Source organism: Hydrogenophaga soli, assembly GCF_054777695.1.
In genome coordinates this window covers 135225-160816 of the sequence record NZ_BAAHAK010000001.1, presented here as the reverse complement: position 1 = coordinate 160816, position 25592 = coordinate 135225, and the positions used below count along the sequence as shown (strand labels likewise).

Genomic DNA, 25592 nt, shown 5'->3' with positions numbered 1-25592 from the left:
AGGTCAGGGCAACTTGGACACGGCCACGTGCTGAAGCAGTTGAGAGACGGACGCGTTCATCACATCGGTGAACGGCTTGGGATGGATGCCCATGTAAAGCACCATCAACGCCAGCAGCGCCATCATGAAAAACTCGCGCCCGTTGATGTCGGTCAGTTCCTTGACGTGATCGTTACCCGGCGCTCCCAGGTAGACGCGCTTGAACATCCACAGGCTGTAAGCGGCACCAAAAATCAAGGCCGAAGCCGCCAGGAAGCCCACCCAGAAGTTGAACTTGACACTGGCCAGAATGACCATCCACTCGCCGACAAAGCCTGCGGTCGCGGGCAAGCCGCAGTTCGCCATGACGAACAGCAGCGCAAACGCGGAAAACTTGGGCATGACATTCACCACACCGCCGTAATCGGCGATTTCACGGGAATGCATGCGGTCATACAGCACACCGATGGAGAGGAACATCGCCGCGGACACAAAACCGTGCGAAATCATCTGAACGATGCCACCCGACACACCCAGGTCACTGAAGACAAAAAAGCCCAGGGTGACAAAGCCCATGTGCGCCACGGAAGAGTAGGCCACCAGCTTTTTCATGTCCTTCTGGACCATGGCCACCAAGCCCACGTAGACCACTGCGGTGAGCGACAGACCGATGATCAAGGCAGCCCATTTGTGCGACGCATCCGGGGCAATGGGAAGTGAAAAGCGCAGGAAACCATAGGCACCCAGCTTCAGCATGATGGCAGCCAGCACGGCAGAACCGCCCGTGGGGGCTTCCACGTGCACGTCGGGCAACCAGGTGTGCACCGGCCACATGGGCACCTTGACAGCAAAGGCTGCAAAGAAGGCGAAAAACAGCAGGCTTTGCGCGGTCATGCCCAAGGGCAGCTTGTGCCACGTGGAGATGTCAAAACTGCCACCGGAGGTGTGATACAGATAGATCAGCGCCACCAGCATCAACAGGGAGCCCAACAGCGTGTACAGGAAGAACTTGAACGCCGCGTAGATCTTGTTCGGACCACCCCAAACACCAATGATCAAGTACATGGGGATCAGGGTCGCTTCAAAGAACACGTAGAACAGCATGCCGTCCAACGCGCAGAAGACACCAATCATCAGCCCGGACAGGATGAGGAACGCCCCCATGTACTGGTTCACGCGCTCGGTGATGGCTTCCCATGCAGAGATGACCACAACCACCGTGATGAATGCAGTGAGGGGAACAAACCAGAGAGACAAACCATCCACACCCAGGTGGTAGTGGATGTTGAAGCGCTCGATCCACAGCACGTTTTCCACATGCTGCATGTCGGCGGAATCAATCACGAATCCGGTGTACACCGGAACGGTCACCAGCAGGCTGAACACCGCACCGGCCAACGCCATCCAGCGCACCGCATTGGCGTGTTCATCTTTCCCCAAAGCCAGCAGCAACGTGCCGAAGACGATGGGGGCCCAGATCGCAAGGCTCAACAAACCCATTGAAAAGTTCTCCTTATTTGGCGAGCCAGACGAAGTAAGACAGAAGCAGCAGCAACCCGCTGATCATGACCAGTGCGTAGTGGTACAAGAAACCACTCTGGATCAGGCGCACGCCTCGAGACACCAAGCCGACAATCTTCCAGCTGGCGTTGACCACGGCCCCTTCGATGAGCCCCTGATCTCCCCCCTTCCAGAAGCCGATGCCCAGGCCCCGAGCCGCCTTGGCCAGCACGTTTTCGTTGAACCAGTCCAAGTAATACTTGTTTTCCAGGATGGTGTAGATCGGACCAAAAGCGCGTTTGAGCGCAGCAGGCACTGCCGGATTGACCAAGTACATGTACCAGGCAGACACCACACCCGCCAACGCAAGCCAGAACGGAAGCGTGGAGAACGCATGCAGGGCCAGGGCCACAGGACCGTGGATGTCCTCTGCCAGTTTTTCCATGGCGGGGTGCAACTCCGTGTTGACGGTGATGGCATCTTTGAAGAAGTCACCGAACAGCAGCGGCATGAGGGTCAGGTACCCGATCACCACTGAAGGAATGGCCAACAGGACCAGCGGGACCGTGACCACCCAGGGGGACTCATGCGGCTTGTCGTGCCCATGGTGGTGGTCATCGTGATGACCGTCGTGGTGGGCATCAGGATTCTGGTCGTAGCGCTCCTTGCCGTGGAAAACCAGGAAGTACATGCGGAACGAGTAGAAAGCCGTGATGAACACACCCGCCAGCACAGCGAAGTGAGCAAAGCCAGCCGCAGGCAGACGGCTGAAGTGCACCGCCTCGATGATGCTGTCCTTGGAATAGAAGCCCGAGAACAACGGCGTGCCGATCAGCGCCAAGGAACCGATGAGAGAAGTCAGCCAAGTCACGGGCATGTACTTGCGCACGGCCCCCATCCAGCGGATGTCCTGGTTGTGGTGCATGCCCATGATCACCGAACCTGCGCCCAGGAACAGCAACGCCTTGAAGAACGCATGTGTCATCAGGTGGAAAACCGCCACTGAGTAAGCCGATGCACCCAGCGCAACGGTCATGTAGCCCAACTGGGACAGCGTGGAATAGGCCACCACACGCTTGATGTCGTTCTGGATGATGCCCAGAAAGCCCATGAACAAGGCCGTGATGGCTCCAATGACCAGGATGAAGTTCAGTGCGGTGTCGCTGAGTTCGAACAAGGGTGACATGCGGGCCACCATGAAAATGCCAGCGGTCACCATGGTCGCAGCGTGAATCAGCGCGGAGATCGGCGTGGGGCCTTCCATGGAGTCGGGCAGCCACACGTGCAGTGGGAACTGGGCCGACTTGCCCATGGCACCGATGAACAAGCAAATGCAGATGGCGGTGACCAGAGACCAATGCGTACCAGGGACCATCAGGCCCGAAATCTCGTTGGCCTTGGCAAACACTTCCGTGTAGCTCAGGGTGCCTGTGAATGCTGCAATCAATCCAATACCCAGAATGAAGCCAAAGTCACCCACGCGGTTGACCAGGAAGGCCTTCATGTTGGCAAAGATGGCTGTGGGCTTGTTGAACCAGAAGCCAATCAGCAGGTATGACACCAAACCCACGGCCTCCCAGCCGAAAAACAGCTGAAGCAGGTTGTTGCTCATGACGAGCATCAACATGGAGAACGTGAACAGGGAGATGTACGCGAAGAAACGGTTGTAACCGTCGTCTTCTTCCATGTAGCCGATGGTGTAGATGTGAACCATCAGGGACACAAAGGTCACCACACACATCATCATGGCGGTCAAGCCGTCCACCATGAACCCAACTTCCATTTTCAGGCCGCCAACGACCATCCACTGGTAAAGCGTTTCGTTGAAACGGGCGCCCTCCAAGGCAACCGACTTGAGGGTGATTGCTGAGAGCACAAAGGCGATGGCGACACCCAAGATGGTCAACACATGGGACAAGCGACGCCCGATCCAGTTCCCTCCCAGACGGGTACCAAAAATACCGGCGAGTGCAGAACCTGCCAGTGGCGCCAGGGGAATGGCCAACAGGGTGCTGGCAGACAAAGTCGAACTCATGTCATTGAATCCTGGATCAGCCCTTGAGCTCGTTCAGCTCACGGACATCGATGGAAGACTTGTTGCGGAACAACAGCACGAGGATGGCCAAACCGATGGCCGACTCCGCTGCCGCAACGGTCAGAATGAAAAACACAAAGACTTGCCCGTGCATGTCACCCAGGTAGTGGGAGAACGCCACAAAGTTCATGTTCACCGCCAACAGCATCAACTCGATCGCCATCAACAGCACGATGAGGTTCTTGCGGTTCAGAAAAATACCTGTGATGGAAATGGCAAACAGGATGGCCCCCAACCCCAGGAAGTGACCTAAATTCAACATCATTTGGCAACTCCTTCCTCTGCGGCCAGGGGATTGTTTTGGGTCGCGCCCGAGGCGGGCATCTTGACCACCACCAAGCGGTCCGCCGCCTTGACATGCACTTGCAGACTGGGGCTGATGGCTTTGCTGTCTTTGCGATGACGCAAGGTCAACGCAATGGCGGCGATCATGGCCACCAGCAAAATGACCGCGGCAGCTTGGATGGGGTAGAGGTATTGGGTGAACAACAGGACACCCAGCTGGTGGGTGTTGGAAGTCTTGAACTCACCACCGGTCGCAACCGACATTCCGCTGAATCCCATCCAGAGCACAGCGGCCAGTTCAAAGGCAATCAAACCGCCCAGCAACAGACCCAGAGGTGCATGCTTCCAGAAGCCCTCGCGAATCTTGTCGACGCGAATGTCCAGCATCATCACGACGAACAGGAACAACACCATCACTGCACCGAGGTACACCAGCACCAGTGTGAGCCCGAGGAACTCAGCTTTCAGAATCAGCCATACAGCTGCGGCCTGAGAAAAGGCCAGCATGAGAAACAGCACAGCGTGCACGGGATTTTTCGCCGTGATCACCCGCAACGAGGCAAACAGCAAAACCGCCGAAAAGAAGTAGAAGAAGCCAGCTTGGTAGTTCATGACATGTTCACATTGATTCAGCGGGCTTCAGCGGTACTTGGCATCTGCAGACTTGGTCTGGGCAATCTGGGCTTCGTATTTGTCGCCCACGGCCAGCAGCATGTCCTTGGTGAAGTACAGGTCGCCGCGCTTCTCACCGTGGTACTCCAGGATGTGCGTTTCAACGATGGAATCCACCGGGCAGCTCTCCTCACAGAAGCCGCAGAAAATGCACTTGGTCAGATCGATGTCATAGCGGGTGGTCCGACGGCTGCCATCGGCACGCACATCAGACTCGATGGTGATGGCCATCGCGGGACAAACGGCTTCACACAGTTTGCAGGCAATGCAGCGCTCCTCGCCGTTTTCATAGCGACGAAGGGCGTGCAACCCCCTGAACCGCGGAGACAGGGGCGTCTTCTCCTCGGGGTATTGCAAAGTGACTTTTCCACGGAACGCATAACGTCCCGTCAAGGCCATGCCCTTGAACAACTCAAGCAGCAGGAAACTCTTGAAAAAATCCCCAAAGGAAAATGGGGCGACATTGGCTGAGGTCATATGCGATTCGCCGTTTTATTTCCAGATGTTCCAGGGGGTCTGCATCAGTGCACCGACCAGCAACAACCAAATCAGGGTGACCGGAATGAACACCTTCCAACCCAGACGCATGATCTGGTCGTAACGGAACCGAGGGAACGTCGCACGAACCCACAAGAACAAAGACACCATGAAAAATGTCTTGGCACCCAACCAAATCCAACCGGGGACCCAGCTCAGCCAATCACCCCCAAAGGGAGACTGCCACCCCCCCAAGAACATCAACACGGCCAGGATGGACACCAGCCACATGCTGGCGTATTCAGCCAAGAAGAAGATGGCGAAGCCCATGCCGGAATACTCCACCATGTGGCCGGCCACAATTTCAGCCTCACCTTCCACCACGTCAAACGGGTGACGGTTGGTTTCTGCAATGCCGGAGATCACGTACACCACAAAGATGGGCAACAGCGGCAACCAGTTCCAGGAGAGGAAATTGAGGCCCATGCTGGCCCCCACACCCCGACTCTGCGATGCCACCACATCGGCGAGATTCAGACTTCCGGCAGTCATCACCACCACCAGGAAACAGAACCCGATGGCGATTTCATAACTCACCATCTGAGCAGATGCCCGCAATGCGCCCAGAAACGCGTACTTGGAGTTGGATGCCCAACCCGCAATGATCACGCCATACACCTCAATCGAGGTGATGGCCAGAATGACCAGCAAACCGGCATTGACATTGGCCAGCACCGTCTCAGGCCCGAACGGCACCGCGACCCATGCAGCCAAAGCAGGCATGATGGCCATGATCGGCCCCAGCACAAACAAGCCCTTGGCCGCCGCAGTGGGTTGAATCAGCTCTTTGGTCAGCAGCTTCAGTGCGTCGGCAATGGGTTGCAACAAGCCCATTGGCCCCACACGGTTGGGGCCCAGGCGCACCTGCATGAAGGCCAGCAGACGACGTTCCCACAACGTCAGGTAAGCCACAGCGCCCATCAGCGGGGCCAGCAGTACCACGATCTTCAACAACACCCAGATCGTGGGCCACGCACCGGTGGTCCACCAGTCCGATGCGCACACACCGAGGCCAGCGTTGTACAACGTATCAATCATGCGGAAACTCCCTCCAAACGTGTACCCGCACGACCATCGGCCGTGGCTTGCAACACGCTGGATCGGCGAACCAATGCATCCAGCTGGTAAATCGAAGCCACACATGGCGCCTGTCGGGCCGGGGCCAAGTCGATGCCCTCATCGGTGACATTGCTCAGCAAGTTGGCAGGCACTTTTTCACCCACGGACACGCCAGGCAGAGCGGACTTCAAGACCTGTTCCGAGCTGTCTTGGTTGAACCCGCTGATGCCAAGCATTTCACCCAGCGCACGCAGCACCTTCCAGGCGGGGCGGGTGTCGCCCAGCGGTTTGACGACCGCGTGAAAGGACTGAAGCAGCCCCTCTGCATTGACGAACGAGCCCGACGTCTCAGAGAAGGGAGAAATCGGCAGCAGCACATCACTGCACGCCAGATTGGTCTTGAATGGACTCAGGGTCACCACCATTTGCGACTTGGCCACACCGTCCATGGCCGATTGACCACCGCGGGTGTCCAAACCAGGCTCAACACCAAGCAGGATCAGGGCTTTGGCCTGGCCATCCAGCATTTGCGCAGCATTGAGACCGCTGACACCCGGCAGCGCCTTCACCAACTGGGCTCCCACTGTGTTGGCCGCTTCGGTGAGATAACCCACCGTTGCACCGACCTGCGACCCGATCCAGTTGGCCAGCGCCAGCAGGCTTCCAGCTTTCTCGTGATGAGCAGCGGCATTGCCCAACAGAATGGCCTTCTGATCGCCAGACAGCAGACTGCGCGCAACGATCTCGGCCGCCGCGTCACGGGCCACTGCCACAGGTGCAGACACGCCATTCAACTCAGCGACAGCGGATGCCACGCGAGCCATGGCCTCCACCCAGTCTTGGGCGTCCACCACGTTGGCAGTCGCCGGCAGTGCCCAATCCACCTCGGCGGCAACCAGGGCGTGAACTTGCGCACCCCGTTTGGTCGCCTGACGAATGCGCTGTGCAAACAGCGGGTGGTCTTTGCGCAGGTTGGACCCCACCACCCACACGCGTTCCAACTGGGACAGTGATTCTATGGTTCGCCCCAACCAGCGAACCTGGGTTTGAACCGGGTGCTGTGCATGGCGCAAACGGTGGTCCACGCTTTGTGACCCCAGGCCTCGCACCAATGCACTGGCCAAATGGGCTTCTTCCACTGTGGCATGGGGACTGACCAGGGCTCCGATGGAAGCAGCACCGTGCTCAGCACGGATCCCCGACAGGCCGTTGGCGACGTATTCAAGCGCGGCCGTCCAATCGACCACACGCCACTCACCGCCTTGCTTCACCATGGGCTGGGTCAGGCGATCAGCACCATTGAGGGCTTCATACGAAAAACGATCACGGTCGGCAATCCAGCATTCGTTGATGCTTTCGTTTTCGAACGGCAGCACGCGCATGACCTTGTGGTTCTTGACCTGCACCACCAGATTGGCTCCCGTCGAATCGTGCGGGCTGACGGACTTGCGACGCGACATTTCCCACGTGCGGGCGCTGTAGCGGAACGGTTTGCTGGTCAACGCACCAACCGGGCAAAGGTCGATCATGTTGCCCGACAACTCGGAGTCCACGGTCTTGCCCAGGAAGGTCTCGATTTCGGAATGCTCACCTCGATGAGACATGCCCAACTCCATCTGGCCGGCAATCTCCTGACCAAAACGGACGCATCGTGTGCAATGGATGCAGCGGCTCATTTCCTCCATGGAAATCAATGGACCGACATCCTTGTTCGGTACCACGCGCTTTTCTTCTCCGTAGCGCGATGAGCTGCCACCATAACCCACCGCCAAGTCCTGCAGCTGACATTCGCCGCCTTGGTCACAGATGGGGCAGTCCAGCGGGTGATTGATGAGCAGGAACTCCATCACCGACTGTTGAGCCTTGATCGCCTTGTCACTCTTGGTGCGAACCACCATCCCCTGGGTCACCGGGGTGGCGCAAGCCGGCATGGGCTTGGGGGCCTTTTCCACATCCACCAAGCACATGCGGCAGTTGGCGGCGATAGACAGTTTCTTGTGATAGCAAAAATGAGGAACGTAGACACCCGCTTTTTCAGCCGCATGCATCACCATGCTGCCCGGGGGCACGTCAACCTTCTTACCGTCCAGTTCGATTTCAACCATGTTGCAACTCGCTCTCAGGCAGACACCGGCTGGTCAGCCTTGATCATGGCCTCGAACTCGGGCCTGAAATGTTTCACCATGGCACGGACGGGCATGGCAGCCGCATCACCCAGCGCACAGATGGTGCGCCCCATGATGTTTTCGGCCACGTTGTCCAACAATGCCATGTCGCTGGGGCGACCTTCGCCCCGATGGATGCGGTCCACCAGACGCCACAGCCATCCGGTACCCTCGCGACAAGGGGTGCACTGACCGCAGCTTTCGTGCATGTAGAAGTACGACAGACGTTTCAGCGATTCCACCATGCAACGGGTGTCGTCCATCACGATCACCGCGCCGGAACCCAGCATGGACCCTGCCTTGGAGATGGAGTCGTAGTCCATCGTGCAGTCCATGATGATGTGCGCAGGCAGCACGGGCGAGGATGATCCACCCGGAATCACGGCCTTCAACTTGCGTCCGGAGCGAACACCACCGGCCAACTCCAGCAGGGTGCGGAATGGCGTACCCATGGGAATTTCGTAGTTGCCCGGACGTTCTACATCACCGCTGACGGAGAAAATCTTGGTGCCGCCGTTGTTGGGCTTGCCGCACTCCAGGTACGCCTGACCACCGTTGCGGATGATCCACGGCACCGCAGCAAACGTCTCGGTGTTGTTGATGGTCGTGGGCTTGCCGTAAAGGCCGAAGCTTGCGGGGAACGGTGGCTTGAAACGGGGTTGCCCCTTCTTGCCTTCCAACGACTCCAGCAATGCAGTTTCTTCACCGCAGATGTATGCACCAAAACCGTGGTGGGCATTCAACTGGAAGCTGAAGGAAGAACCCAAGATGTTGTTGCCCAGATACCCCGCTGCGCGAGCCTCTTCCAACGCGGCCTCGAAACGCTCGTAGACCTGGAAAATTTCACCGTGGATGTAGTTGTACCCGGCGGAGATGCCCATGGCATAGGCCGCGATCGCCATGCCTTCGATGACGATGTGCGGGTTGAACATCAGGATGTCGCGGTCCTTGCAAGTCCCAGGCTCACCTTCATCGGAGTTGCAGACCAAGTATTTTTGGCCAGGGAACTGACGAGGCATGAAGCTCCACTTCAAGCCAGTCGGGAAACCAGCCCCTCCGCGACCGCGCAAAGACGACTCTTTGACCGTGGCAATGACCTCGTCCTGGGTCAAACCCGGGCCGCCATCCACACCCAGGATCTTCTTCAATGCCTGGTATCCACCGCGGGCTTCATATTCCTTGATGGACCAATTGCTTCCGTTCAGATCCGCATAAATCTGCGGATTGATGTGTCGACCATGGAAACACGTTTCCTGCCCGTTGGAGGCGAAACGATTGAGGATGTCGGTGGGGCTCATGCCTGACCTCCCGTGGCCTTGAGGCCATCAATGAGCTCATCAAGCTTGGCATTGGACATGAAGCTGCACATGTGGCGATCGTTCACCAACATCACCGGGGCGTCAGCACACGCACCCAGGCATTCGCTCTGTTGCAGGGTGAACAGCCCATCGGCGGTGGTTTCACCCATGTGAACCCCCAGGCGTTTTTCCAAATGCTCCAACGCACCCTGACCATTGCGCAACTGGCAAGGCAAGTTGGTGCACACGTTCAACTTGAACCGCCCCACCGGGGCCTGGTTGTACATGTTGTAGAACGTGGTGACTTCGTGGACCGCCATGGCAGGAATGCCGAGGTATGCCGCAATCTCAGCCTCGCTCTCGGGGCTGACGTAACCTTGCTCCTGCTGCACGATGGACAGACAAGCCATCACCGCAGACTGCCTTTGTTCGGCAGGGTATTTCGCCGTCTCCCGGTCGAACCGGGCGCGGGTGGACTCTGAAATCATCGGTCGATTTCTCCAAAAACGATGTCCATGGTGCCGATGATGGCCACGGCGTCTGCCAGCATGTGGCCTTTTGACATTTCATCCATGGCAGCCAGATGCGGGAAACCTGGCGCCCGGATCTTCATGCGGAATGGCTTGTTGGCACCATCGCTCACCAAGTAGATGCCGAATTCACCCTTGGGGTGTTCCACCGCGGCATAAGCTTCGCCTTCGGGCACATGGAAGCCTTCAGAGAAGAGCTTGAAGTGGTGAATCAGCTCTTCCATGCTGGATTTCATGGATTCGCGCGAGGGCGGCGCCACCTTGTGGTTGCCAGTGATCACGGGCCCCGGGTTGGCACGCAACCAGTCCACGCATTGTTTGATGATGCGATTGGACTGCTTCATTTCCTCCATGCGCACCAGGTAACGGTCGTAGCAGTCACCGGTCTTGCCCACGGGAATGTCGAAGTCCATGGCGGCATAAGCGTCGTAGGGCTGCTTCTTGCGCAAATCCCATGCAATGCCAGAACCACGAATCATGGGACCGGTCATGCCCAGGCTGAGTGCACGCTCGGGGGTGACCACGCCAATGCCCACAGTTCGCTGCTTCCAAATTCGATTGTCCGTCAGCAGCGTGTGGTATTCGGCCAGGTAGGTTGGAAAGCGCTGGGTGAAGTCGTCGATGAAGTCGAGCAACGAGCCCTGACGGTTTTCATTGAGCTTGGCAATGGCACGCGTGTTGCGCACCTTGTTCGCCTGGTACTGCGGCATGGTGTCCGGCAGATCACGGTACACCCCGCCCGGACGGAAGTACGCCGCGTGCATGCGCGCTCCCGAAACCGCTTCGTACATGTCGAAGAGGTCTTCCCGTTCACGGAAGGCGTAAATCAGGATGGTGGAGCTTCCGCAGTCGTTGCCATGGGAACCCAGCCACATCAGGTGGTTCAGCAACCGAGTGATTTCAGAAAACATCACCCGGATGTATTGGGCACGCAGGGGAACATCGATGCCGAGCAGCCGCTCCACCGCCAGACAATACGCATGCTCGTTGCACATCATGGACACGTAGTCCAGACGATCCATGTACGGCAGCGATTGGATGAATGTCTTGTGCTCTGCAAGCTTCTCGGTGGCCCGGTGCAACAAACCGATGTGGGGGTCTGCACGTTGGACCACCTCACCATCCAGCTCCAACACCAGACGAAGCACGCCGTGGGCCGCAGGGTGCTGCGGACCGAAGTTCAATGTGTAGTTCTTGATTTCAGCCATGATTCACGCCCGAGCTTCGCTCAGTGGAGCCCCCCATAGTTGTCTTCGCGAACAATCCGAGGGGTGTTTTCGCGTGGCTCGATGCTGACCGGTTCGTACACCACACGCTGACGGGTGGCGTCGTACCGCATCTCGACATGCCCAGACAAAGGGAAGTCCTTGCGGAACGGATGCCCAATGAAGCCATAGTCCGTGAGAATCCGACGCAGATCTTCATGCCCTTCGAACACGATGCCGTACAAATCAAACGCTTCACGCTCGTACCAGTTGGCAGAAGACCAGAGGCTCACCACAGACTTCAGCACCGGGAACGCGTCGTCATCACAGAACACCTTGACACGGATGCGCTGGTTCAGCGTGACCGACAGCAGCTGAACGGCCACAGCAAAACGCGCAGGCATCTCTGCACTGCCTGCATAGCCCTCGTAATCCAAACCACAAAGGTCAATCAACTGTTCAAAACGAAGCTCTGGATGATCCCGAAGCAGGCTCATGGCCTCCCAGTAGCCACCAGCAGGCACGGTGATGGACCACTCGCCACGCGAGCAGTCAAGCTTGTGACTCCGGTCGCCAAAGGCGATCTGGACGCGCTGCGCAAAAGAAGACTCAGTCACGGGTGTTTCGCTCATGGTGACGGGGGCACTCAAGCCCGTGCGATCGTCTGGGTTCGACGGATTTTTTGCTGGAGCTGAATGATGCCGTACAGCAGGGCTTCAGCCGTGGGCGGACAGCCCGGCACGTACACATCCACAGGGACCACGCGGTCACAACCGCGCACCACCGAATAGCTGTAGTGGTAGTACCCGCCCCCGTTTGCACACGAACCCATGGACAGCACCCAACGAGGCTCTGCCATCTGGTCATACACCTTGCGAAGCGCAGGCGCCATCTTGTTGCACAGCGTGCCCGCCACGATCATCAAATCTGACTGACGCGGACTGGCACGGAACACTTCGGCACCGAAACGGGCAATGTCGTAGCGCGCCGTGGCCGCATGCATCATTTCGACCGCGCAACAGGCCAGACCAAACGTCATGGGCCACAAGGAGCCGGTTTTGGCCCAGTTCACCACCGCGTCATAGCTGGTGGTGGCAAAGCCCTCTTTGAAAACGCCTTCAATCATGCCAAAGCACTCCGTTCCTCATTCCCAGTCAAGGGCACCTTTTTTCCACTCGTAAGCAAACCCCACCACCAGGATGCCGAGGAAGACCACACCCGCCAGGAAGCCGGTGAGCCCGATGTCCGAGAACGCAACCGCCCAAGGAACCAGGAAGGCAATTTCAAGATCGAAAAGAATGAAGAGAATCGCCACCAAGTAGTAGCGAACATCGAACTTCATGCGAGCGTCTTCGAAAGCTTCAAAGCCGCATTCGTAAGGGGAGTTTTTTTCCGCATCAGGGCGATTGGGACCCAACACATAACCCAACGCCTGAGGAATCACACCGATGGCCAACCCGACCAGAATGAACAGGAGAACCGGAAAATACTGTTCAAGTTCCAATTGATGGCTCCAGCCGCCAAGGGCGCAAAGGTGTTCCAATTTGGTGCCGACGGCGAGACTCGAACTCGCACAGCTTTCGCCACTACCCCCTCAAGATAGCGTGTCTACCAATTTCACCACGTCGGCAATTTGACAGAGGAACCAGCGGTAACCGCTTCCGAACCTCAGCCTTGCATTGTAACTTGAATTCAGGGGTTACCCGGGTAAGAAGGCCGTCAGGATGACGCCTCTCTTACCCCCTTGGGTAACCTGGTTACTTGGCAGGAATTTGTCCCGCACCTTGCGCAGGTTCTGCGGGCTTCGCCTCACCCGAAGCAGGCGCCTGAACCGGAGCAGCCACACCTTCAAGCACACTGCCCGACGTTGGCTTGCGCTGCCCTCCAACCGCCGCCATCGCCAGCGTGCACACCAGAAACACCGTGGCCAAAATGGCGGTGGTTCTGGACAGGAAGTTCGCACTGCCACTGGCCCCGAACAAGCTGGCGGAGCCCGAGCCACCGCTACCGAATGCAGCACCCGCATCAGCCCCCTTGCCGTGCTGAACCAGGATGAGGCCGATCATGGCCACCGCGGAAACAACCTGAAGAACCAACAAAAGCGTAGACAGAAAATTCACAACAACTCCGTTTTCAAACAATCAACGACGGCTGGCCGCCGAAACGATGGACAGGAAGTCGGCGGCCTTCAACGAGGCCCCACCGATCAACCCGCCATCGATGTCCGGTTGGCACAACAACACTTCAGCGTTGGCGGCATTCATGCTGCCCCCATAAAGAATGCGCGGTGTTCGGCCTTCGGCACAGGCCGCTTGCAGTTGGTTGCGCAACACCGCATGAACCTCTTGAGCCTGCTCAGGCGTCGCGGTCTTGCCCGTGCCAATGGCCCACACAGGCTCATAAGCGACAACCACTTCAGTAATGCAATGGCCCACCGCGTGAATGACGGCTGCCAACTGACGCTTGACCACGTCCATGGTGGCGCCCGCCTCGCGCTCGGCCAGGGCTTCGCCCACACACACCACGGGCGTGATGCCGCAGGCCAACGCCCGCTGTGCCTTGGCCGCCACCACAGCATCGGTTTCACCGTGGTATTGGCGACGCTCGGAATGCCCCACCAGCACGTAACGGCACTGGAAGTCCCTGAGCATGGCACCACTGACCTCTCCGGTATAGGCACCCGCTTCGTGAGCCGACACATCCTGCGCACCCCACGCCACTGGCGAACCTTGCAGCTCCCCTCCGACTTGGGCCAGGTACACATGGGGCACACAGACCGCCACATCACAGGCGGGAGTCTCAGAAGACAAACCCGCCTTGATGGCCTGCAACAAGGCCTGATTGGCAGTCAGGCTGCCATTCATTTTCCAATTGCCTGCAATCAGCTTTTTCATTTTCTTTCCTCAATTCGCCTGAGCCGCCATGACGCCCCAGGAAAACACCAGCTTGCCCACGTGTGCGCTCGACTCCATCAGCGCATGCGCCTGGGCCGCCTGAGCGGGGGCAAACACACGGTGAACCACCGGTTTGACCACGCCACTGGCGTAAAGCGGCCAGACCCGGTCGCGCAAACTGCGCGCCACAGCGGCTTTGAAAGCCACCGACCGTGGACGCAAGGTCGAACCCGTGAGCGTCAAGCGACGGCGCAACACCAATCCGGCATCCACCTGAGCCTTCACCCCACCCTGAACGGCGATGACGACGCACCGACCATCCTCAGCCAAGGCCTGGATGTTGCGGGCCACGTAGTCGCCCGCCACCATGTCCAGGATCACATCGACGCCCCGTCCCTCGGTCAACTCAAGGGCGCGTGCGACAAAGTCATCCTGACGGTAGTCGATGGCATGGTCTGCACCCAGCGCCAGGCAGGCTGCAGCCTTGTCCGCGTTGCCCACCGTCACCAAAACCGGGCTTGCGCCCAACGCCTTGGCGAACTGGATGGCTGTGACCCCGATGCCGCTGGAGCCCCCGTGAATCAACAGCGACTCGCCGGGTTTCAGTGCTGCACGGTCGAACACATTGCTCCACACCGTGAACGCCGTTTCAGGCAACGATGCGGCTTCCACATCGGACAAGCCCTGCGGCACCGGCAAACACTGCGCGACGGGTGCCACACAGTACTCGGCGTAACCACCGCCAGCCACCAACGCACAGACACGGTCTCCCAGCGCGAATCCGGCGGCCTGAAGGTCTTCGGGCAGACCCTGAACGATGACCCCCGACACTTCCAGCCCTGGAATGTCCGACGCGCCGGGGGGCGGCGCGTAGTGCCCCTTGCGCTGGAGCACATCCGGGCGGTTGATGCCCGAGGCGCTGACGCGAATCAACACCTCGCCCACCGCAGGCTGAGGCACCGGGCGCTGCGCCACGCGCAGCACCTCCGGACCGCCGAAACCGGCGGTCTCAATGACCTGCATGAACGCCGGAACGGTCATGCGTGCTCCATCACTGCTGTTGCTGCTGGGCCTGCTCGGCACCACCGGCGTTGCGGTCGATCAGCGCCTTCATGGACAGCTTGATGCGACCCTTTTCGTCGGTCTCCAGCACCTTGACCTTGACGATCTGGCCTTCGCTCAGGTAGTCGGTCACCTTCTCGACGCGCTCGTGGGCGATCTGGCTGATGTGCAGCAGGCCGTCCTTGCCGGGCAGCAAGTTGATCAGGGCACCGAAGTCCAGGATCTTGGTGACCGGGCCTTCGTAGACCTTGCCGATTTCCACTTCGGCGGTGATCTGCTCGATGCGGCGCTTGGCTTCTTCGGCCTTGGCGCTGTCGGTGGAGGCGATGGTGATGGTGCCGTCTTCGGCGATGTCGATCTGGGTGCCGGTTTCTTCGGTCAGTGCACGGATGGTGGCACCGCCCTTGCCGATCACGTCACGGATCTTCTCGGGGTTGATCTTCAGGGTGTAGAGGCGGGGCGCGAAGTTGGACACCTCGGCCTTGGCCTCGCCCATGGCGTCCTGCATCTTGCCCAGGATGTGCATGCGGGCCTCCTTGGCCTGGGCCAGCGCGACCTGCATGATTTCCTTGGTGATGCCCTGGATCTTGATGTCCATCTGCAGCGCAGTCACGCCGTCGGTGGTCCCGGCCACCTTGAAGTCCATGTCGCCCAGGTGGTCTTCGTCACCCAGGATGTCGGTCAGCACGGCGAACTTGTTGCCTTCCTTGATCAGGCCCATGGCGATGCCGGCCACGTGGGCCTTCAGGGGCACGCCAGCGTCCATCAGCGACAGGCAGCCGCCGCACACGGAAGCCATGGACGAAGAACCATTGGACTCGGTGATTTCGCTGACCACACGCATGGTGTAGGGGAACTCGTCCTTGGCGGGCAGCACGGCCACCAGGGCACGCTTGGCCAGACGGCCGTGACCGATTTCGCGGCGCTTGGGGCTGCCCACGCGACCGGTTTCGCCAGTGGCGAACGGAGGCATGTTGTAGTGCAGCATGAAGCGGTCTTCGTAGTCGCCGCTCAGGGCGTCGATGCGCTGGGCGTCGCGCTCGGTACCCAGCGTGGCGATGACCAGGGCCTGGGTTTCGCCACGGGTGAACAGGGCAGAACCGTGGGTGCGGGGCAGCACGCCGTTGCGGATTTCGATGGGGCGCACGGTGCGGGTGTCGCGACCGTCGATGCGGGGCTCACCGGCCAGGATCTGGCCACGGACGATCTTGGCCTCGATGTCGAACAGCAGGCCTTCGACCTTGACGCTGTCAAACTCCACGCCCTGCTCTTTCAGACCCGCCATCACGGCGGCATAGGCTTCGCGGCAAGCCTGGGTGCGGGCTTGCTTGCTGCGGATCTGGTAAGCGGCTTCCAGCTTGGCTTGGCCCAGCTCGGCCACCTTGGCGATCAGCGCCTCGTCGCGGGCCGGGGCTTGCCAGTTCCACACCGGCTTGCCAGCGTCGCGCACCAGCTCGTGGATGGCGTTGATGGCCACTTGGCTTTGCTCGTGACCGAACACCACGGCACCCAGCATCACTTCTTCGCTCAGTTGCAGGGCTTCGGATTCCACCATCAGCACGGCTGCTTCGGTGCCAGCCACCACCAGGTCCATGGCGGAGTTGGTGCGGGCGGTCTTGCCGGGGTTGAGCACATATTCACCGTTGACATAACCCACGCGGGCGGCACCGATGGGGCCGTTGAACGGAATGCCACTGACCGACAGGGCGGCACTGGTGGCGATCATGGCGGCGATGTCGGCGTCCACTTCGGGGTTGAGCGACAGCGTGTGGATGACCACCTGCACTTCGTTGAAGAAGCCTTCGGGGAACAGCGGGCGGATGGGGCGATCGATCAGGCGGCTGGTCAGCGTCTCGAACTCGCTGGGGCGGCCTTCGCGCTTGAAGAAGCTGCCGGGGATCTTGCCGGCGGCGTAGGACTTTTCGAGGTAGTCCACGGTCAGCGGGAAGAAGTCCTGGCCCGCCTTGGCTTCGTTCTTTGCCACGACCGTGGCCAGCACCACGGTGCCGTCCATGTCGAGCAGCACGGCGCCGCTGGACTGGCGGGCGATTTCGCCGGTTTCCATGGTGACCGTGTGCTGGCCCCACTGGAAGGTTTTGGTGACTTTGTTGAACATGGTCATGTTGACTCCTGAGAGGAAAAGGAGGAGACACATTCGCCAGAACACGATGCCATTCCAACCGGACTCGGCCACCGGACAAACCCGGTTGGAATGACACAGCTTCGCTCTGCGCGGAACATTTCTCCAGGGAAACGAAAAGCGAAAAACGCCTGAGCCGGGCTGGACCTGACTCAGGCGTTCATCGAAGGGTTGCGTCCGAACTGGACAACCGAGCTTACTTGCGCAGGCCCAGCTTGGCGATCAGGGCCACGTAGCGGTCTGCGTCCTTGGCCTTGAGGTAGTCCAGCAGCTTGCGACGACGGCTCACCATGCGCAACAGGCCACGGCGACCGTGGTGGTCTTTGGCGTGGGTCTTGAAGTGGGGGGTCAGTTCGTTGATGCGAGCGGTCAGCAGCGCAACTTGAACTTCGGGGCTACCGGTGTCACCGGCGGCACGGGCGTTGGCCGCGACGACGTCGGCCTTGACAGATTTGGCGATCATTTGGATACCTTTGAAACAAGCGACCCGTCGCAGTCAGGGCACAGCGCCATTCAGCTCTCTGCGCCACCACAACGGGCGTGAAAAACTGCCCGCCAAAAGACGGACAGCCGCGCATTATATGCCGGGCTCAGGTGCGCAGGCGCTGCAAGCCCAGGTCGAACCGCACCCCGTCGGCCACGTTGCAGGCCGTGACCGTGCCGCCCATCTTGGCCATGTAGGTCCGCACCACGAACAGGCCCTGACCCCGGCTTTCGCCGCCCGGCTGGTCGGACACCCCGTACTCGAACATGCTGGCCAGCATCTGCGGCGCAATGTGGGGGCCCACGTTGTGGATGCCCACCGTGGCCGTGGCGTCGTCGGTCTGCAATGTCAGGGTGATGGGCGTGCCGGGCGCGCGGTGGCGCTCGGCATTGCGCAGGATGTGGGAGAACACGTCTTCCAGCGGGTACTCGTCGGCCCGCACCAGCACGGGCTCGGGCGGCACCTCGGCGCTCAGCCCGGCCACCCCGGCGTTGTCGGCCACATGGCGCACAAAGGCGGTCAGGTCCACCGCATCCAGCGTGAGGCGGGTGGATTCGAAGGCTTCACTCGGGCGGGCGGTGCCGTAGAGCACCCGCACCGCCTGCTGCATGCGCTGGATGTAGCGGTGGCTGCTGTCGTCCGGGCTGCCATGCAAGGCCAGCAGCGATTGCAGGGGCGACATGATTTCGTGGCCCACCGCGTGCCACATGTCCTTTTCCTGCTGGGCGCGGATGCGCTCGCGGCTGGCGTCCTCGCGCACGCGGTGCAGCAGCTCGTCCAACGCCGAGGCCAGCAGGCCCATCTCGTCGCGGCCCCGCAAATCGGTCAGGTCAAAACGCTCCAGCGCCCCGTCCGACTGCACGCTGCGCCCCAGGCCACGGGTGCGCCGCGTGAGGCGGGCCAGCGGACGGATCAACCACACCTCCATGGCCAGCCACACCCCGGCAATGGCCAGCAGCATGGCGCCCACAAACCACGACAAACGTGTGGCCACCTCCCCCAAGGCCCGGTTGACGCTGCGGGCGTCGCCGCTGAAGTTCAGCTCGAAGCGCCCGGACGGGGAGTCCAGCACGTCGGACACATGCACCGCCTCCACCGCGTCCATGGCCGCGCCCGCGCTCCACCACGGCGCACGTTGCACCGGCAACCACCCGATCAGGCGCAGCAGCAACGGGGAAGCCGGGGCCTGGGCCTGCTGGCCGGTCAAGGTGCGCCAGGGCTGGCCTTCGCGGGTGATGGCCAAGGACTCACCCGGCAGCAGCAGGGCCGACAAGTCGTGCAGCGTGAAGCGGCGCGTGCCCGGCGTGGCGGCACTGTCGAACAGCGCGGGTCCGTCGCCCGGGGGCAGCAGCTCCACCCGCACCCGGTGGCGCGACAGGTCGGTCGGGGGCCACGCCGGGCGCGCTTTCTGGAACAGCGCGTCCTGCCACACCTGCACGGGCAGCCGCAGCGACACCCAGGTGGTGTGCAGGCAGTCCGGCGAGGCGTCTGCCGGGGCACAGTCCAGCGCCTGCCAGCCCCAGCCCCGAAACTCGCGCACCGGCTTTTGCCCCTTGTAGTTGGCCCCTCCACCTCGGCATAACCCGTGAAGCGCCCGCGCTGGCTGCCCATGGCCGTGGCGGGCAGCGACTCGAACGGGGCCAGCCAGCGCACCGTCTGGGTGGGGGTGGTGAGGGTCACGCGCAGGCGGTGGGCACCGTCCAGGCGCTCGTCGCCCACGGTGTGCGGCACCAATGCGGGCACCGCCAGCCGACCCACGGTGTACACAAAACCGCCGGTCCACGGCGTGTTGCCCACGGCCACGCACCAGGGCGACTGCGCGGTGACACAGCCCGCCACCTCCACCGCGTTGCGCACCTTGTTCTGGTCGTCGAAGTCCAGCGCAGAATAGGGCAACAAAACAGGCTCCTGCGCTTTTTCTGAAAGCGCAGACAGCTCTGGATTCAATAGCGCCAGTTGCCCTGCCGGGTGGCGCAGGCGGGCGGCCATGTGCGCCAGGGTCTGCTCCGCCGAGGCGCGGTAGCGGTCGTGGCTGCGCTGCTTTTCGTCTTGCAGCACCACCACCGTCATGGCCAGCACCGTCAGGATCAGCGCCACAAAAGCGCCGCGAAACAGCAAGCGCAAGCGGAACGAGGCCAGCCAGTCGCGCATCACCGCCCCGGGTCTGCCCAGCGAAAGCCGCGCATGGGGATGTTTTCGATGGGGTCCAGCGTCGGCTCCAGCTCGCGGAAGGCCTCGCGGATGGTGCTGATGTGCTTGCGGATGTTGTCGCGGTTGCGCCCGCTCTTGACCACCTGGAACAACTCGTCGTACGACACCACCTCCCCCCGGCGCTGGTACAGGGTGGCCAGGATGCGCTGGGCCGTCAGCGGCAGGTTGACCCGCCGCCCCCGCCAGGTGGGGGCCGATTGGCGCAGCGGGTCCAGCGACAGCGCGTGGTCGGCCACCGCCGGGGGTGCGGCCTCGGGCTGGCGCTGGCGCGAGGCCCGCAGCATCTCCAGGAAGGTGTCGATGAAGTCCGACTCCTCGAACGTGGTCTTTTGCAGGTAGTCCCAGGCGTCCAGCGCCTTCATCACCCCGCGGTAGATGGCCGCAGGCATGGCCGACACCACCAGCACCGGCGTGCCCCGCCCGGTCTTGTTGATGGCGTTGATGATGGCCACGCCCGCATGGCGCTCGCGCCCCAGCTCAATGTCCAGCGTCACCACGTCGTAGGCCTCGCGGGCCATGGCCGCCTCGGCGTCGTCGCGGTTGAACCATTGGTCCACCACCACACCGGGACGCGCCGCCTCGATCCAGCCCCGCAGCTGCTGGCTGGTGGGCACATCGTCTTCGATGACGGCCACGCGGGGTGGCGGCGACGGCATGGCGGGTGAGGACATGGGGCAATGGCAACGGAGCAATGGCAATGGGGAGGGCAGGCCCCGAGTATCACCCCGCCACCCCCGCCGCAGGCAGCGGGCGGGTGTGAGTGTTTCTTCACGCCGCCGGAGCAAAGACACCCCGCCCCGGCATGGACCCTTCCGGCCCCTTGGGCAGACCATGACGTCACCCCAAACCACACCGGAGGAACGCACCATGAACCCCAAACTTCAAACCCTGACCCAACGCATCCTGTCCGCCCTGCGCCAACTGGGCGGGCGCACCGCCAGCGCCGCCCGCCACACCGCCCACACCACGGTGGACCTGGGCACCCGCCACGGCGGGGCCGCCGTGGGCGGCGTGTGGCGACACCGCGGCACCCTCGTCACCCTGGCGCTGCTGGGCGGCGCGGGTTACGGCCTGTACACCCACCCCCCGTTCGAAACCGTGGACAGCGGCGAAGTGGGCGTGCGCCACAACCAGATCACCGGCAGCCTGACCGAGGTGCGCGACGGCGCGGTGCTGGTCATCCCCGGCGTGCACCGGCTGCGCCGCTACTCGCTGCGCGAACAGATCTACCGCCCCGAAGGCGCGGGCAACGCCAACGGCAGCGCCCCCTTCCAGACCGTGGAGGGCCTGGCCATTGGCGTGGACATTGCCGTGCGCTACGCCCTGGACCCCAGCCGCATCGACAGCATTGCCCGCAACCTGCCCGACGACGTGGGCGGTCAGGTGATCGAACCCGCCACCCAGGCCGTGCTGTACCGCACGCTGGCCCGCTACTCGGTGCGCGAGATCTTTTCGGCCAAACGCCCCGACATCCAGCAGCAGATCGAGAGCGAACTCAAACCCCTGCTGGCCGCCGACGGCATCCGCCTGCAAGCCGTGATGATCGGCAAGGTGGACCTGCCCACCCACTTCAAGACCGGCATGGAAAAGCTGCTGGCCGAAGAACTGGCCACCGAGCAGATGCGCTTCACCCTGGAACGCAAGGACAAGGAAGTCAAGCAAAGCGAGCTGGAAGCCCAGGCCGAGAAGGTGCGCCGCGAAACCGCCGCCGAAGCCGCGGGTGCAGAGCAGGTGATTGCCGCCAAGGCCCAGGCCGAAGCCATGAAACACGTTCTGCCCTTCAAGCAAAAGCAGATCGAACAGCGCCAGCTGGAGGCCGAGGCCGACAAGATCGCCCGCATCAAGGCCGCCGAAGCCTCGTCCCAGGCCCGCCAGATCGAAGCCACCGGCGAAGCCGAAAGCCGCCGCAAACTGGCCGATGCCGAAGGCTACCGCCAGGAAAAACTGGGCAAGATCAGCAGCGAGCAACTGGCCCGCGACGGCGCGCTGATCCAGAAAAACCCGCTGCTCATCCAGAAGGCCATGGCCGACAAGCTGTCGGACAAGATCTCCGTCATCATCGCGCCGCCCCCGGCCAATGGCGGCTTCATCGGCGCCGCCCTGCTGGGCAGTGGCAAGGCCGGTACGGCCACCGCCACCAGCGGCCAAGGCACCGACACCGAGGAGCAATGAGCATGGCCGCCCTCACCGTCACCGCCTTGGCCGCACTCGCCATCGTCACCCAGGACCGCGTCGCCCTGCGCGCCGCCCCCCGCGACACCGCCGCCCAGCACGCCCTGCTGTGGCAAGGCGACAACCTGGAAATCCGCGGCACCAAAGGCGACTTTCTACAGGTGTACGACCACCGCCACGAACGCGCCGGCTACGTTCGCGCAGCCCAAGTGCGCCAGCCTGACCTGGCCCCCGCCCACGCCCCCGAACTCATGGCCGTGGTGCGTTTTCTGCGCGACACCCCCGGGGCCGAAACCCTGGGTCTGGCCCACGCAGCGGCCTACCTGCAAGCCGCACCTGCCGACGCCATCGACGGCGACGTGTTCGACGCCCTGGGCACCATGGCCGAACGCCTGGCCCAACGCGCCAACGACGCCAAGCCCGGCAACGAAGCCCAGGCCGCCACCGCCCACCTGGACGTGGCCGCCAGCTACGGCATCACCATGCTCACCGTGGCCACCCGCGACGACAGCACCCGCCTGTGTTACGACGGCGACGCCCACCGCCGCGTGCTGGCCCTGCCCGCCAGCGACGTGCAAAAGGCCCGTGCCGCCCTGGCGCTCACCCGGCACGAATGTGTGTCCAGCAGCCTGTCGCCCACCGAGCGCTATGCCCTGGACCAATGGCGTGCCGACGTGCTGGACCGCGCCCGCACCCACACCCTGCCCCCGGTGCTGGTCAATCGCCTGCACATGCGCAAGGCCGGCGTGTGGGCCAGCCTGGCCTGGCAGCGCGCCCGCCAAGCCGCCGCCCCCGACGCCGTGCGCGTGGCCGCCCAACGCGCCGTGGACGAACTGGCCGCCATCAACAAGGCCGAACTGGCCGACACCGACGCCACCAGCTACAACCTGGCCGCCATGCGCGTGGGGGCATCCCGCTGGGCCAGCGAAGCCGGGCTGCCCATCCCCAACCCACAGCAACCCGCCGCGACCGCCAAGGTCGCCCTGGCCGCAGAAGGCACGGGCAGCACGCCCACCACCGCCCGGGTCAAGCTGGTGCTGGAACCTGGCGAGCCGGGCGAAACCTGCATCCGCCTGCTGCCCGTGGCTGCAACCGCTGCCACAACCACGGCGGGGGCCGCCCCTGCGGCCAAGGGCCACGCCACCCCGGTGTTCAGCCGCTGCACCTACGGGCAGGTGTGGCCCGCCTCCGCCCAGTGGCACCCCCAAGGCCAGGCGCTGGCCCTGGCCGTGCAGCCCACCGACACCTGGCGTGAGCTGTGGCTGATTCGCCAAGACGCCGACGGCTGGCACGCCGACGTGGTGCCCCCCGCCGCCGAAGGCCCCGGCCTGGGCTACATCGACTGGGCCGGCTGGGTGCCCGGCAGCCCGCAACTGCTCACCGCCCGCGAAGCCAGCACCGAAGGCCCCTACCCCCAACGCTACGAAGTGCGCCGCCTGGACACCCTGGCCGTGCAAGCCCAGGCCGACAAACCCGGCAACCTGAGCCTGTTCTACCGCTGGCAAGCCCCGGCCTGGAAGGCGCGCACGGTGAGCTTGCGCTGAGATTTACAAGGAAAAATGGCCTCTACCGCTTTATTTGAAAGCATTAACAGCTATCAAAAACATACCAAACCACCCCAAGCCCTGCCAGGTGCGGTGGGCCCTGGAGCGGCCTTTGCGGCTGAACACTTGGGCCACCCGTGCTTCGATCTCCTGCCAGGGCATGCGCGAGGCCAGCACGGCCAGCGGATGGCGCAAGTCGATCATGTGGTCGATGCGCGAGCGAAAGAAATCGTCGGTGGCGGGGCAGGCAAACAGCACGGCAGAACTCCCAGAAAGCCGTGCCTATTGGAAATCAAACTGGGAGTTCTGCCACCACAGAATCACCCGCAAAACCAGCACTCATGCGGGTTCACGGGATTCTTCAGGGGTGACTATGTCACATCAGTAAAAATGTCTGCCAGCGAGTCAGGTGAGCTCAGAACTCTGGGCATCAAGTTTGCACATTCCAGTGATGCTGGAAAGAATTACAAGAACCCGGCCTTCATCAAGGCTGCCGGAAGCTCTTGGTTACCCTGCATGCGGTGGCCAAGGACAATCACTCGGCCGTCGATTTCCTCATCCAACGCAACGACTGAAAAAGCCAACCTATTTTGGGGCTGGCTTCTCCTTTCGCCTTATCGCTACAGGCTCAGGAGGTAGCCAATCAAGCCGGCGCCGACATCTCTGCCCATACAACAATGTGGAATAGACCACGTTGCCAAGTACATGAACCCCATAACAAAGAAAGCTTTGTTATGTGAAAACCTTAAACGTACGTCTTCTGAAAGAACGAGGCAAAAAATCAAAAAAACCAATATATATATCCATCGGCCATAGTCAATCGCCACGAAAAATAAGGGGGAGATAGTGACTACACCGACAATCATCAATAATATAGATTCTTTTCTGATCCATGTTGTAAAAAACAATGGCGCTATGGCAAGAAAAAGAAGAGCTGGCGCCCAAAGTGATTTTATTGAAATTGAATCTTTTACTATGTCAGTGGCTTTTTTGACATCTTCCTTTAACCAGCTTATTGCGCCATCGCAGATCGATTTGTGAAGATTTTTATCAGTCAAAGACAAGCAAATTTTGTCTGCCGATGCTGCATCTCCTTTGTATAGAGATGCAAATAGAAGCGCTGCCGCACTGATTGCAATTAACGTTACACCAAAGATAATTGCAGCCCTCGGTGTAATAAGACATTTTTTTGAACTGAGATACAACGTGTAAACAAAAAAAGGCCAAGTGAGAGAATTCAGCTCATGAGAAAATGCCGAAATTGCATAAGCAATAATGATAATGATAATATTTAAATTGGTGACATTATTTTTTGAATAAAAAAGACAAAACAACGAAAATGCCGCAAAGATCATTATCTCCTTTCTAAATCCGCCCTGAATGTCATAAAATGGGAATAGCAAAAATGCCGGGGAAAATAGAATTAACAGCCAGAACAGGGTTCGATCTTGGGCCTTGTAGAGCGCAAGTACAATCAGGAAAATTGCAAAATATATGGCAACCTGTATCGCATACGCAAGCCAGAGCAAAGAAATCAAATCGGATGAAAGAAACAAAATAAACTCACCCGTTACACCTCTTCGTATTGGCCCCGCACTGTAATTTATAAGCCAATCACCTGTTGTCCAGCCATCTCCTCCATTTTTAATTACTGCCGTGTAGTGAAAAATAAAATATGCAAAGAATGGCCATATTCCATATGGCGCATACTTTGCGACTATCAATCGAATGTCCGATTTTGCAAGAGATAATTCTTGCAT

Annotated in this window: 24 protein-coding genes, 1 tRNA gene and 1 pseudogene; 3 read left to right on the top strand and 23 right to left on the bottom strand. The window is 60.7% G+C overall.

Annotated features, from left to right (window positions below):
• Nucleotides 1-3: 3 nt before the first annotated feature.
• The 20 genes from ACYVB7_RS00695 to ACYVB7_RS00600 all read right to left on the bottom strand — a co-directional run bounded on the left by ACYVB7_RS00695 (nucleotide 4) and on the right by ACYVB7_RS00600 (nucleotide 19445).
• Nucleotides 4-1479, bottom strand: coding sequence for an NADH-quinone oxidoreductase subunit M (locus tag ACYVB7_RS00695; RefSeq protein ID WP_460504604.1), 1476 nt, complete (start codon nucleotides 1477-1479; stop codon nucleotides 4-6).
• A 13-nt stretch (nucleotides 1480-1492) separates the two neighbouring features.
• Nucleotides 1493-3514, bottom strand: a complete 2022-nt coding sequence (gene nuoL, locus ACYVB7_RS00690; RefSeq protein WP_460504603.1) for an NADH-quinone oxidoreductase subunit L — start codon at nucleotides 3512-3514, stop codon at nucleotides 1493-1495.
• A gap of 16 nt (nucleotides 3515-3530) precedes the next feature.
• Nucleotides 3531-3839 (bottom strand): NADH-quinone/ubiquinone oxidoreductase subunit 4L family protein, encoded by a 309-nt coding sequence (gene nuoK, locus ACYVB7_RS00685; protein WP_460504602.1) that lies wholly within the window; start codon nucleotides 3837-3839, stop codon nucleotides 3531-3533.
• On the bottom strand, nucleotides 3836-4471 hold the full coding sequence (locus ACYVB7_RS00680; protein ID WP_460504601.1) for an NADH-quinone oxidoreductase subunit J: 636 nt from the start codon (nucleotides 4469-4471) through the stop codon (nucleotides 3836-3838). The genes nuoK and ACYVB7_RS00680 overlap by 4 nt, the downstream gene beginning before the upstream one ends.
• Nucleotides 4472-4498: 27 nt before the next feature.
• Nucleotides 4499-5008 carry a NuoI/complex I 23 kDa subunit family protein gene (gene nuoI, locus ACYVB7_RS00675; protein WP_460504600.1) on the bottom strand — a complete coding sequence of 170 codons (510 nt, stop codon included), beginning with the start codon at nucleotides 5006-5008 and terminating at the stop codon, nucleotides 4499-4501.
• 15 nt (nucleotides 5009-5023) lie between these two features.
• The gene (gene nuoH, locus ACYVB7_RS00670) at nucleotides 5024-6106 is read right to left on the bottom strand and encodes a complex I subunit 1/NuoH family protein (protein WP_460504599.1); all 1083 of its coding nucleotides are present in this window, start codon (nucleotides 6104-6106) and stop codon (nucleotides 5024-5026) included.
• Nucleotides 6103-8232: an NADH-quinone oxidoreductase subunit NuoG gene (gene nuoG, locus ACYVB7_RS00665; RefSeq protein ID WP_460504598.1), complete on the bottom strand. Its 2130-nt coding sequence runs from the start codon at nucleotides 8230-8232 to the stop codon at nucleotides 6103-6105. Before nuoG ends, nuoH begins: the two co-directional genes overlap by 4 nt.
• A 14-nt stretch (nucleotides 8233-8246) precedes the next feature.
• Nucleotides 8247-9590, bottom strand: coding sequence for a complex I 51 kDa subunit family protein (gene nuoF, locus ACYVB7_RS00660; RefSeq protein ID WP_460504597.1), 1344 nt, complete (start codon nucleotides 9588-9590; stop codon nucleotides 8247-8249).
• Nucleotides 9587-10078 (bottom strand): NADH-quinone oxidoreductase subunit NuoE family protein, encoded by a 492-nt coding sequence (gene nuoE, locus ACYVB7_RS00655; RefSeq protein WP_460504596.1) that lies wholly within the window; start codon nucleotides 10076-10078, stop codon nucleotides 9587-9589. Before nuoE ends, nuoF begins: the two co-directional genes overlap by 4 nt.
• On the bottom strand, nucleotides 10075-11328 hold the full coding sequence (locus tag ACYVB7_RS00650) for an NADH-quinone oxidoreductase subunit D (RefSeq protein ID WP_460504595.1): 1254 nt from the start codon (nucleotides 11326-11328) through the stop codon (nucleotides 10075-10077). Before ACYVB7_RS00650 ends, nuoE begins: the two co-directional genes overlap by 4 nt.
• Nucleotides 11329-11348: 20 nt before the next feature.
• Entirely contained in the window at nucleotides 11349-11957 is a 609-nt protein-coding gene (locus tag ACYVB7_RS00645; RefSeq protein ID WP_460504594.1) for an NADH-quinone oxidoreductase subunit C, read from the bottom strand.
• Nucleotides 11958-11971: 14 nt separating this feature from the next.
• The gene (locus tag ACYVB7_RS00640) at nucleotides 11972-12451 is read right to left on the bottom strand and encodes a NuoB/complex I 20 kDa subunit family protein (RefSeq protein ID WP_460504593.1); all 480 of its coding nucleotides are present in this window, start codon (nucleotides 12449-12451) and stop codon (nucleotides 11972-11974) included.
• Between the two features lie 18 nt (nucleotides 12452-12469).
• A complete protein-coding gene (locus ACYVB7_RS00635; RefSeq protein WP_460504592.1) occupies nucleotides 12470-12829 on the bottom strand; it encodes an NADH-quinone oxidoreductase subunit A in 360 nt (119 codons plus the stop codon).
• Nucleotides 12830-12870: 41 nt separating this feature from the next.
• Nucleotides 12871-12955, bottom strand: a tRNA-Leu gene (locus ACYVB7_RS00630).
• Nucleotides 12956-13082: 127 nt separating this feature from the next.
• Nucleotides 13083-13445 carry a preprotein translocase subunit SecG gene (gene secG / locus ACYVB7_RS00625; RefSeq protein ID WP_460505105.1) on the bottom strand — a complete coding sequence of 121 codons (363 nt, stop codon included), beginning with the start codon at nucleotides 13443-13445 and terminating at the stop codon, nucleotides 13083-13085.
• A 21-nt stretch (nucleotides 13446-13466) separates the two neighbouring features.
• Nucleotides 13467-14219, bottom strand: coding sequence for a triose-phosphate isomerase family protein (tpiA, locus tag ACYVB7_RS00620; protein ID WP_460504591.1), 753 nt, complete (start codon nucleotides 14217-14219; stop codon nucleotides 13467-13469).
• A gap of 9 nt (nucleotides 14220-14228) precedes the next feature.
• Nucleotides 14229-15242: an NAD(P)H-quinone oxidoreductase gene (locus ACYVB7_RS00615; RefSeq protein ID WP_460505104.1), complete on the bottom strand. Its 1014-nt coding sequence runs from the start codon at nucleotides 15240-15242 to the stop codon at nucleotides 14229-14231.
• Nucleotides 15243-15270: 28 nt separating this feature from the next.
• On the bottom strand, nucleotides 15271-17403 hold the full coding sequence (gene pnp / locus ACYVB7_RS00610; RefSeq protein ID WP_460504590.1) for a polyribonucleotide nucleotidyltransferase: 2133 nt from the start codon (nucleotides 17401-17403) through the stop codon (nucleotides 15271-15273).
• A gap of 214 nt (nucleotides 17404-17617) precedes the next feature.
• The gene (rpsO, locus tag ACYVB7_RS00605) at nucleotides 17618-17884 is read right to left on the bottom strand and encodes a 30S ribosomal protein S15 (RefSeq protein WP_460504589.1); all 267 of its coding nucleotides are present in this window, start codon (nucleotides 17882-17884) and stop codon (nucleotides 17618-17620) included.
• Nucleotides 17885-18011: 127 nt separating this feature from the next.
• Nucleotides 18012-19445, bottom strand: a complete 1434-nt coding sequence (locus ACYVB7_RS00600) for a sensor histidine kinase (protein ID WP_460504588.1) — start codon at nucleotides 19443-19445, stop codon at nucleotides 18012-18014.
• Nucleotides 19446-19490: 45 nt separating this feature from the next.
• On the opposite strand from ACYVB7_RS00600, the gene ACYVB7_RS00595 reads away from it, so the two are divergent.
• Entirely contained in the window at nucleotides 19491-19796 is a 306-nt protein-coding gene (locus ACYVB7_RS00595; protein ID WP_460504587.1) for a hypothetical protein, read from the top strand.
• 259 nt (nucleotides 19797-20055) lie between these two features.
• Here ACYVB7_RS00595 and ACYVB7_RS00590 read toward each other — a convergent pair whose 3' ends face one another.
• A complete protein-coding gene (locus ACYVB7_RS00590) occupies nucleotides 20056-20787 on the bottom strand; it encodes a response regulator transcription factor (RefSeq protein WP_460504586.1) in 732 nt (243 codons plus the stop codon).
• A 196-nt stretch (nucleotides 20788-20983) separates the two neighbouring features.
• Between ACYVB7_RS00590 and ACYVB7_RS00585 the strand changes: the two genes are divergently transcribed.
• Together ACYVB7_RS00585 and ACYVB7_RS00580 are read left to right on the top strand one after the other, a co-directional pair.
• A complete protein-coding gene (locus ACYVB7_RS00585; protein ID WP_460504585.1) occupies nucleotides 20984-22288 on the top strand; it encodes a prohibitin family protein in 1305 nt (434 codons plus the stop codon).
• Nucleotides 22289-22290: 2 nt separating this feature from the next.
• Entirely contained in the window at nucleotides 22291-23832 is a 1542-nt protein-coding gene (locus tag ACYVB7_RS00580) for a hypothetical protein (RefSeq protein WP_460504584.1), read from the top strand.
• Between the two features lie 102 nt (nucleotides 23833-23934).
• Here the strand turns inward: ACYVB7_RS00580 and ACYVB7_RS00575 are convergent.
• Nucleotides 23935-24090 (bottom strand): annotated as a pseudogene (locus ACYVB7_RS00575) (IS5/IS1182 family transposase); the annotation flags it as partial.
• A 362-nt stretch (nucleotides 24091-24452) separates the two neighbouring features.
• Complete coding sequence (locus tag ACYVB7_RS00570) at nucleotides 24453-25592, bottom strand: hypothetical protein (RefSeq protein WP_460504583.1); 1140 nt, start codon at nucleotides 25590-25592, stop codon at nucleotides 24453-24455.

Coding starts and splice junctions, on each gene's coding strand:
- ACYVB7_RS00695 (WP_460504604.1), bottom strand. CDS start 1,479: ATGGGTTTGTTGAGCCTTGCGATCTGGGCCCCCATCGTCTTCGGCACG.
- nuoL (WP_460504603.1), bottom strand. CDS start 3,514: ATGAGTTCGACTTTGTCTGCCAGCACCCTGTTGGCCATTCCCCTGGCG.
- nuoK (WP_460504602.1), bottom strand. CDS start 3,839: ATGATGTTGAATTTAGGTCACTTCCTGGGGTTGGGGGCCATCCTGTTT.
- ACYVB7_RS00680 (WP_460504601.1), bottom strand. CDS start 4,471: ATGAACTACCAAGCTGGCTTCTTCTACTTCTTTTCGGCGGTTTTGCTG.
- nuoI (WP_460504600.1), bottom strand. CDS start 5,008: ATGACCTCAGCCAATGTCGCCCCATTTTCCTTTGGGGATTTTTTCAAG.
- nuoH (WP_460504599.1), bottom strand. CDS start 6,106: ATGATTGATACGTTGTACAACGCTGGCCTCGGTGTGTGCGCATCGGAC.
- nuoG (WP_460504598.1), bottom strand. CDS start 8,232: ATGGTTGAAATCGAACTGGACGGTAAGAAGGTTGACGTGCCCCCGGGC.
- nuoF (WP_460504597.1), bottom strand. CDS start 9,590: ATGAGCCCCACCGACATCCTCAATCGTTTCGCCTCCAACGGGCAGGAA.
- nuoE (WP_460504596.1), bottom strand. CDS start 10,078: ATGATTTCAGAGTCCACCCGCGCCCGGTTCGACCGGGAGACGGCGAAA.
- ACYVB7_RS00650 (WP_460504595.1), bottom strand. CDS start 11,328: ATGGCTGAAATCAAGAACTACACATTGAACTTCGGTCCGCAGCACCCT.
- ACYVB7_RS00645 (WP_460504594.1), bottom strand. CDS start 11,957: ATGAGCGAAACACCCGTGACTGAGTCTTCTTTTGCGCAGCGCGTCCAG.
- ACYVB7_RS00640 (WP_460504593.1), bottom strand. CDS start 12,451: ATGATTGAAGGCGTTTTCAAAGAGGGCTTTGCCACCACCAGCTATGAC.
- tpiA (WP_460504591.1), bottom strand. CDS start 14,219: ATGAAAAAGCTGATTGCAGGCAATTGGAAAATGAATGGCAGCCTGACT.
- ACYVB7_RS00615 (WP_460505104.1), bottom strand. CDS start 15,242: ATGCAGGTCATTGAGACCGCCGGTTTCGGCGGTCCGGAGGTGCTGCGC.
- pnp (WP_460504590.1), bottom strand. CDS start 17,403: ATGACCATGTTCAACAAAGTCACCAAAACCTTCCAGTGGGGCCAGCAC.
- rpsO (WP_460504589.1), bottom strand. CDS start 17,884: ATGATCGCCAAATCTGTCAAGGCCGACGTCGTCGCGGCCAACGCCCGT.
- ACYVB7_RS00590 (WP_460504586.1), bottom strand. CDS start 20,787: ATGTCCTCACCCGCCATGCCGTCGCCGCCACCCCGCGTGGCCGTCATC.
- ACYVB7_RS00585 (WP_460504585.1), top strand. CDS start 20,984: ATGAACCCCAAACTTCAAACCCTGACCCAACGCATCCTGTCCGCCCTG.
- ACYVB7_RS00580 (WP_460504584.1), top strand. CDS start 22,291: ATGGCCGCCCTCACCGTCACCGCCTTGGCCGCACTCGCCATCGTCACC.
- ACYVB7_RS00570 (WP_460504583.1), bottom strand. CDS start 25,592: ATGCAAGAATTATCTCTTGCAAAATCGGACATTCGATTGATAGTCGCA.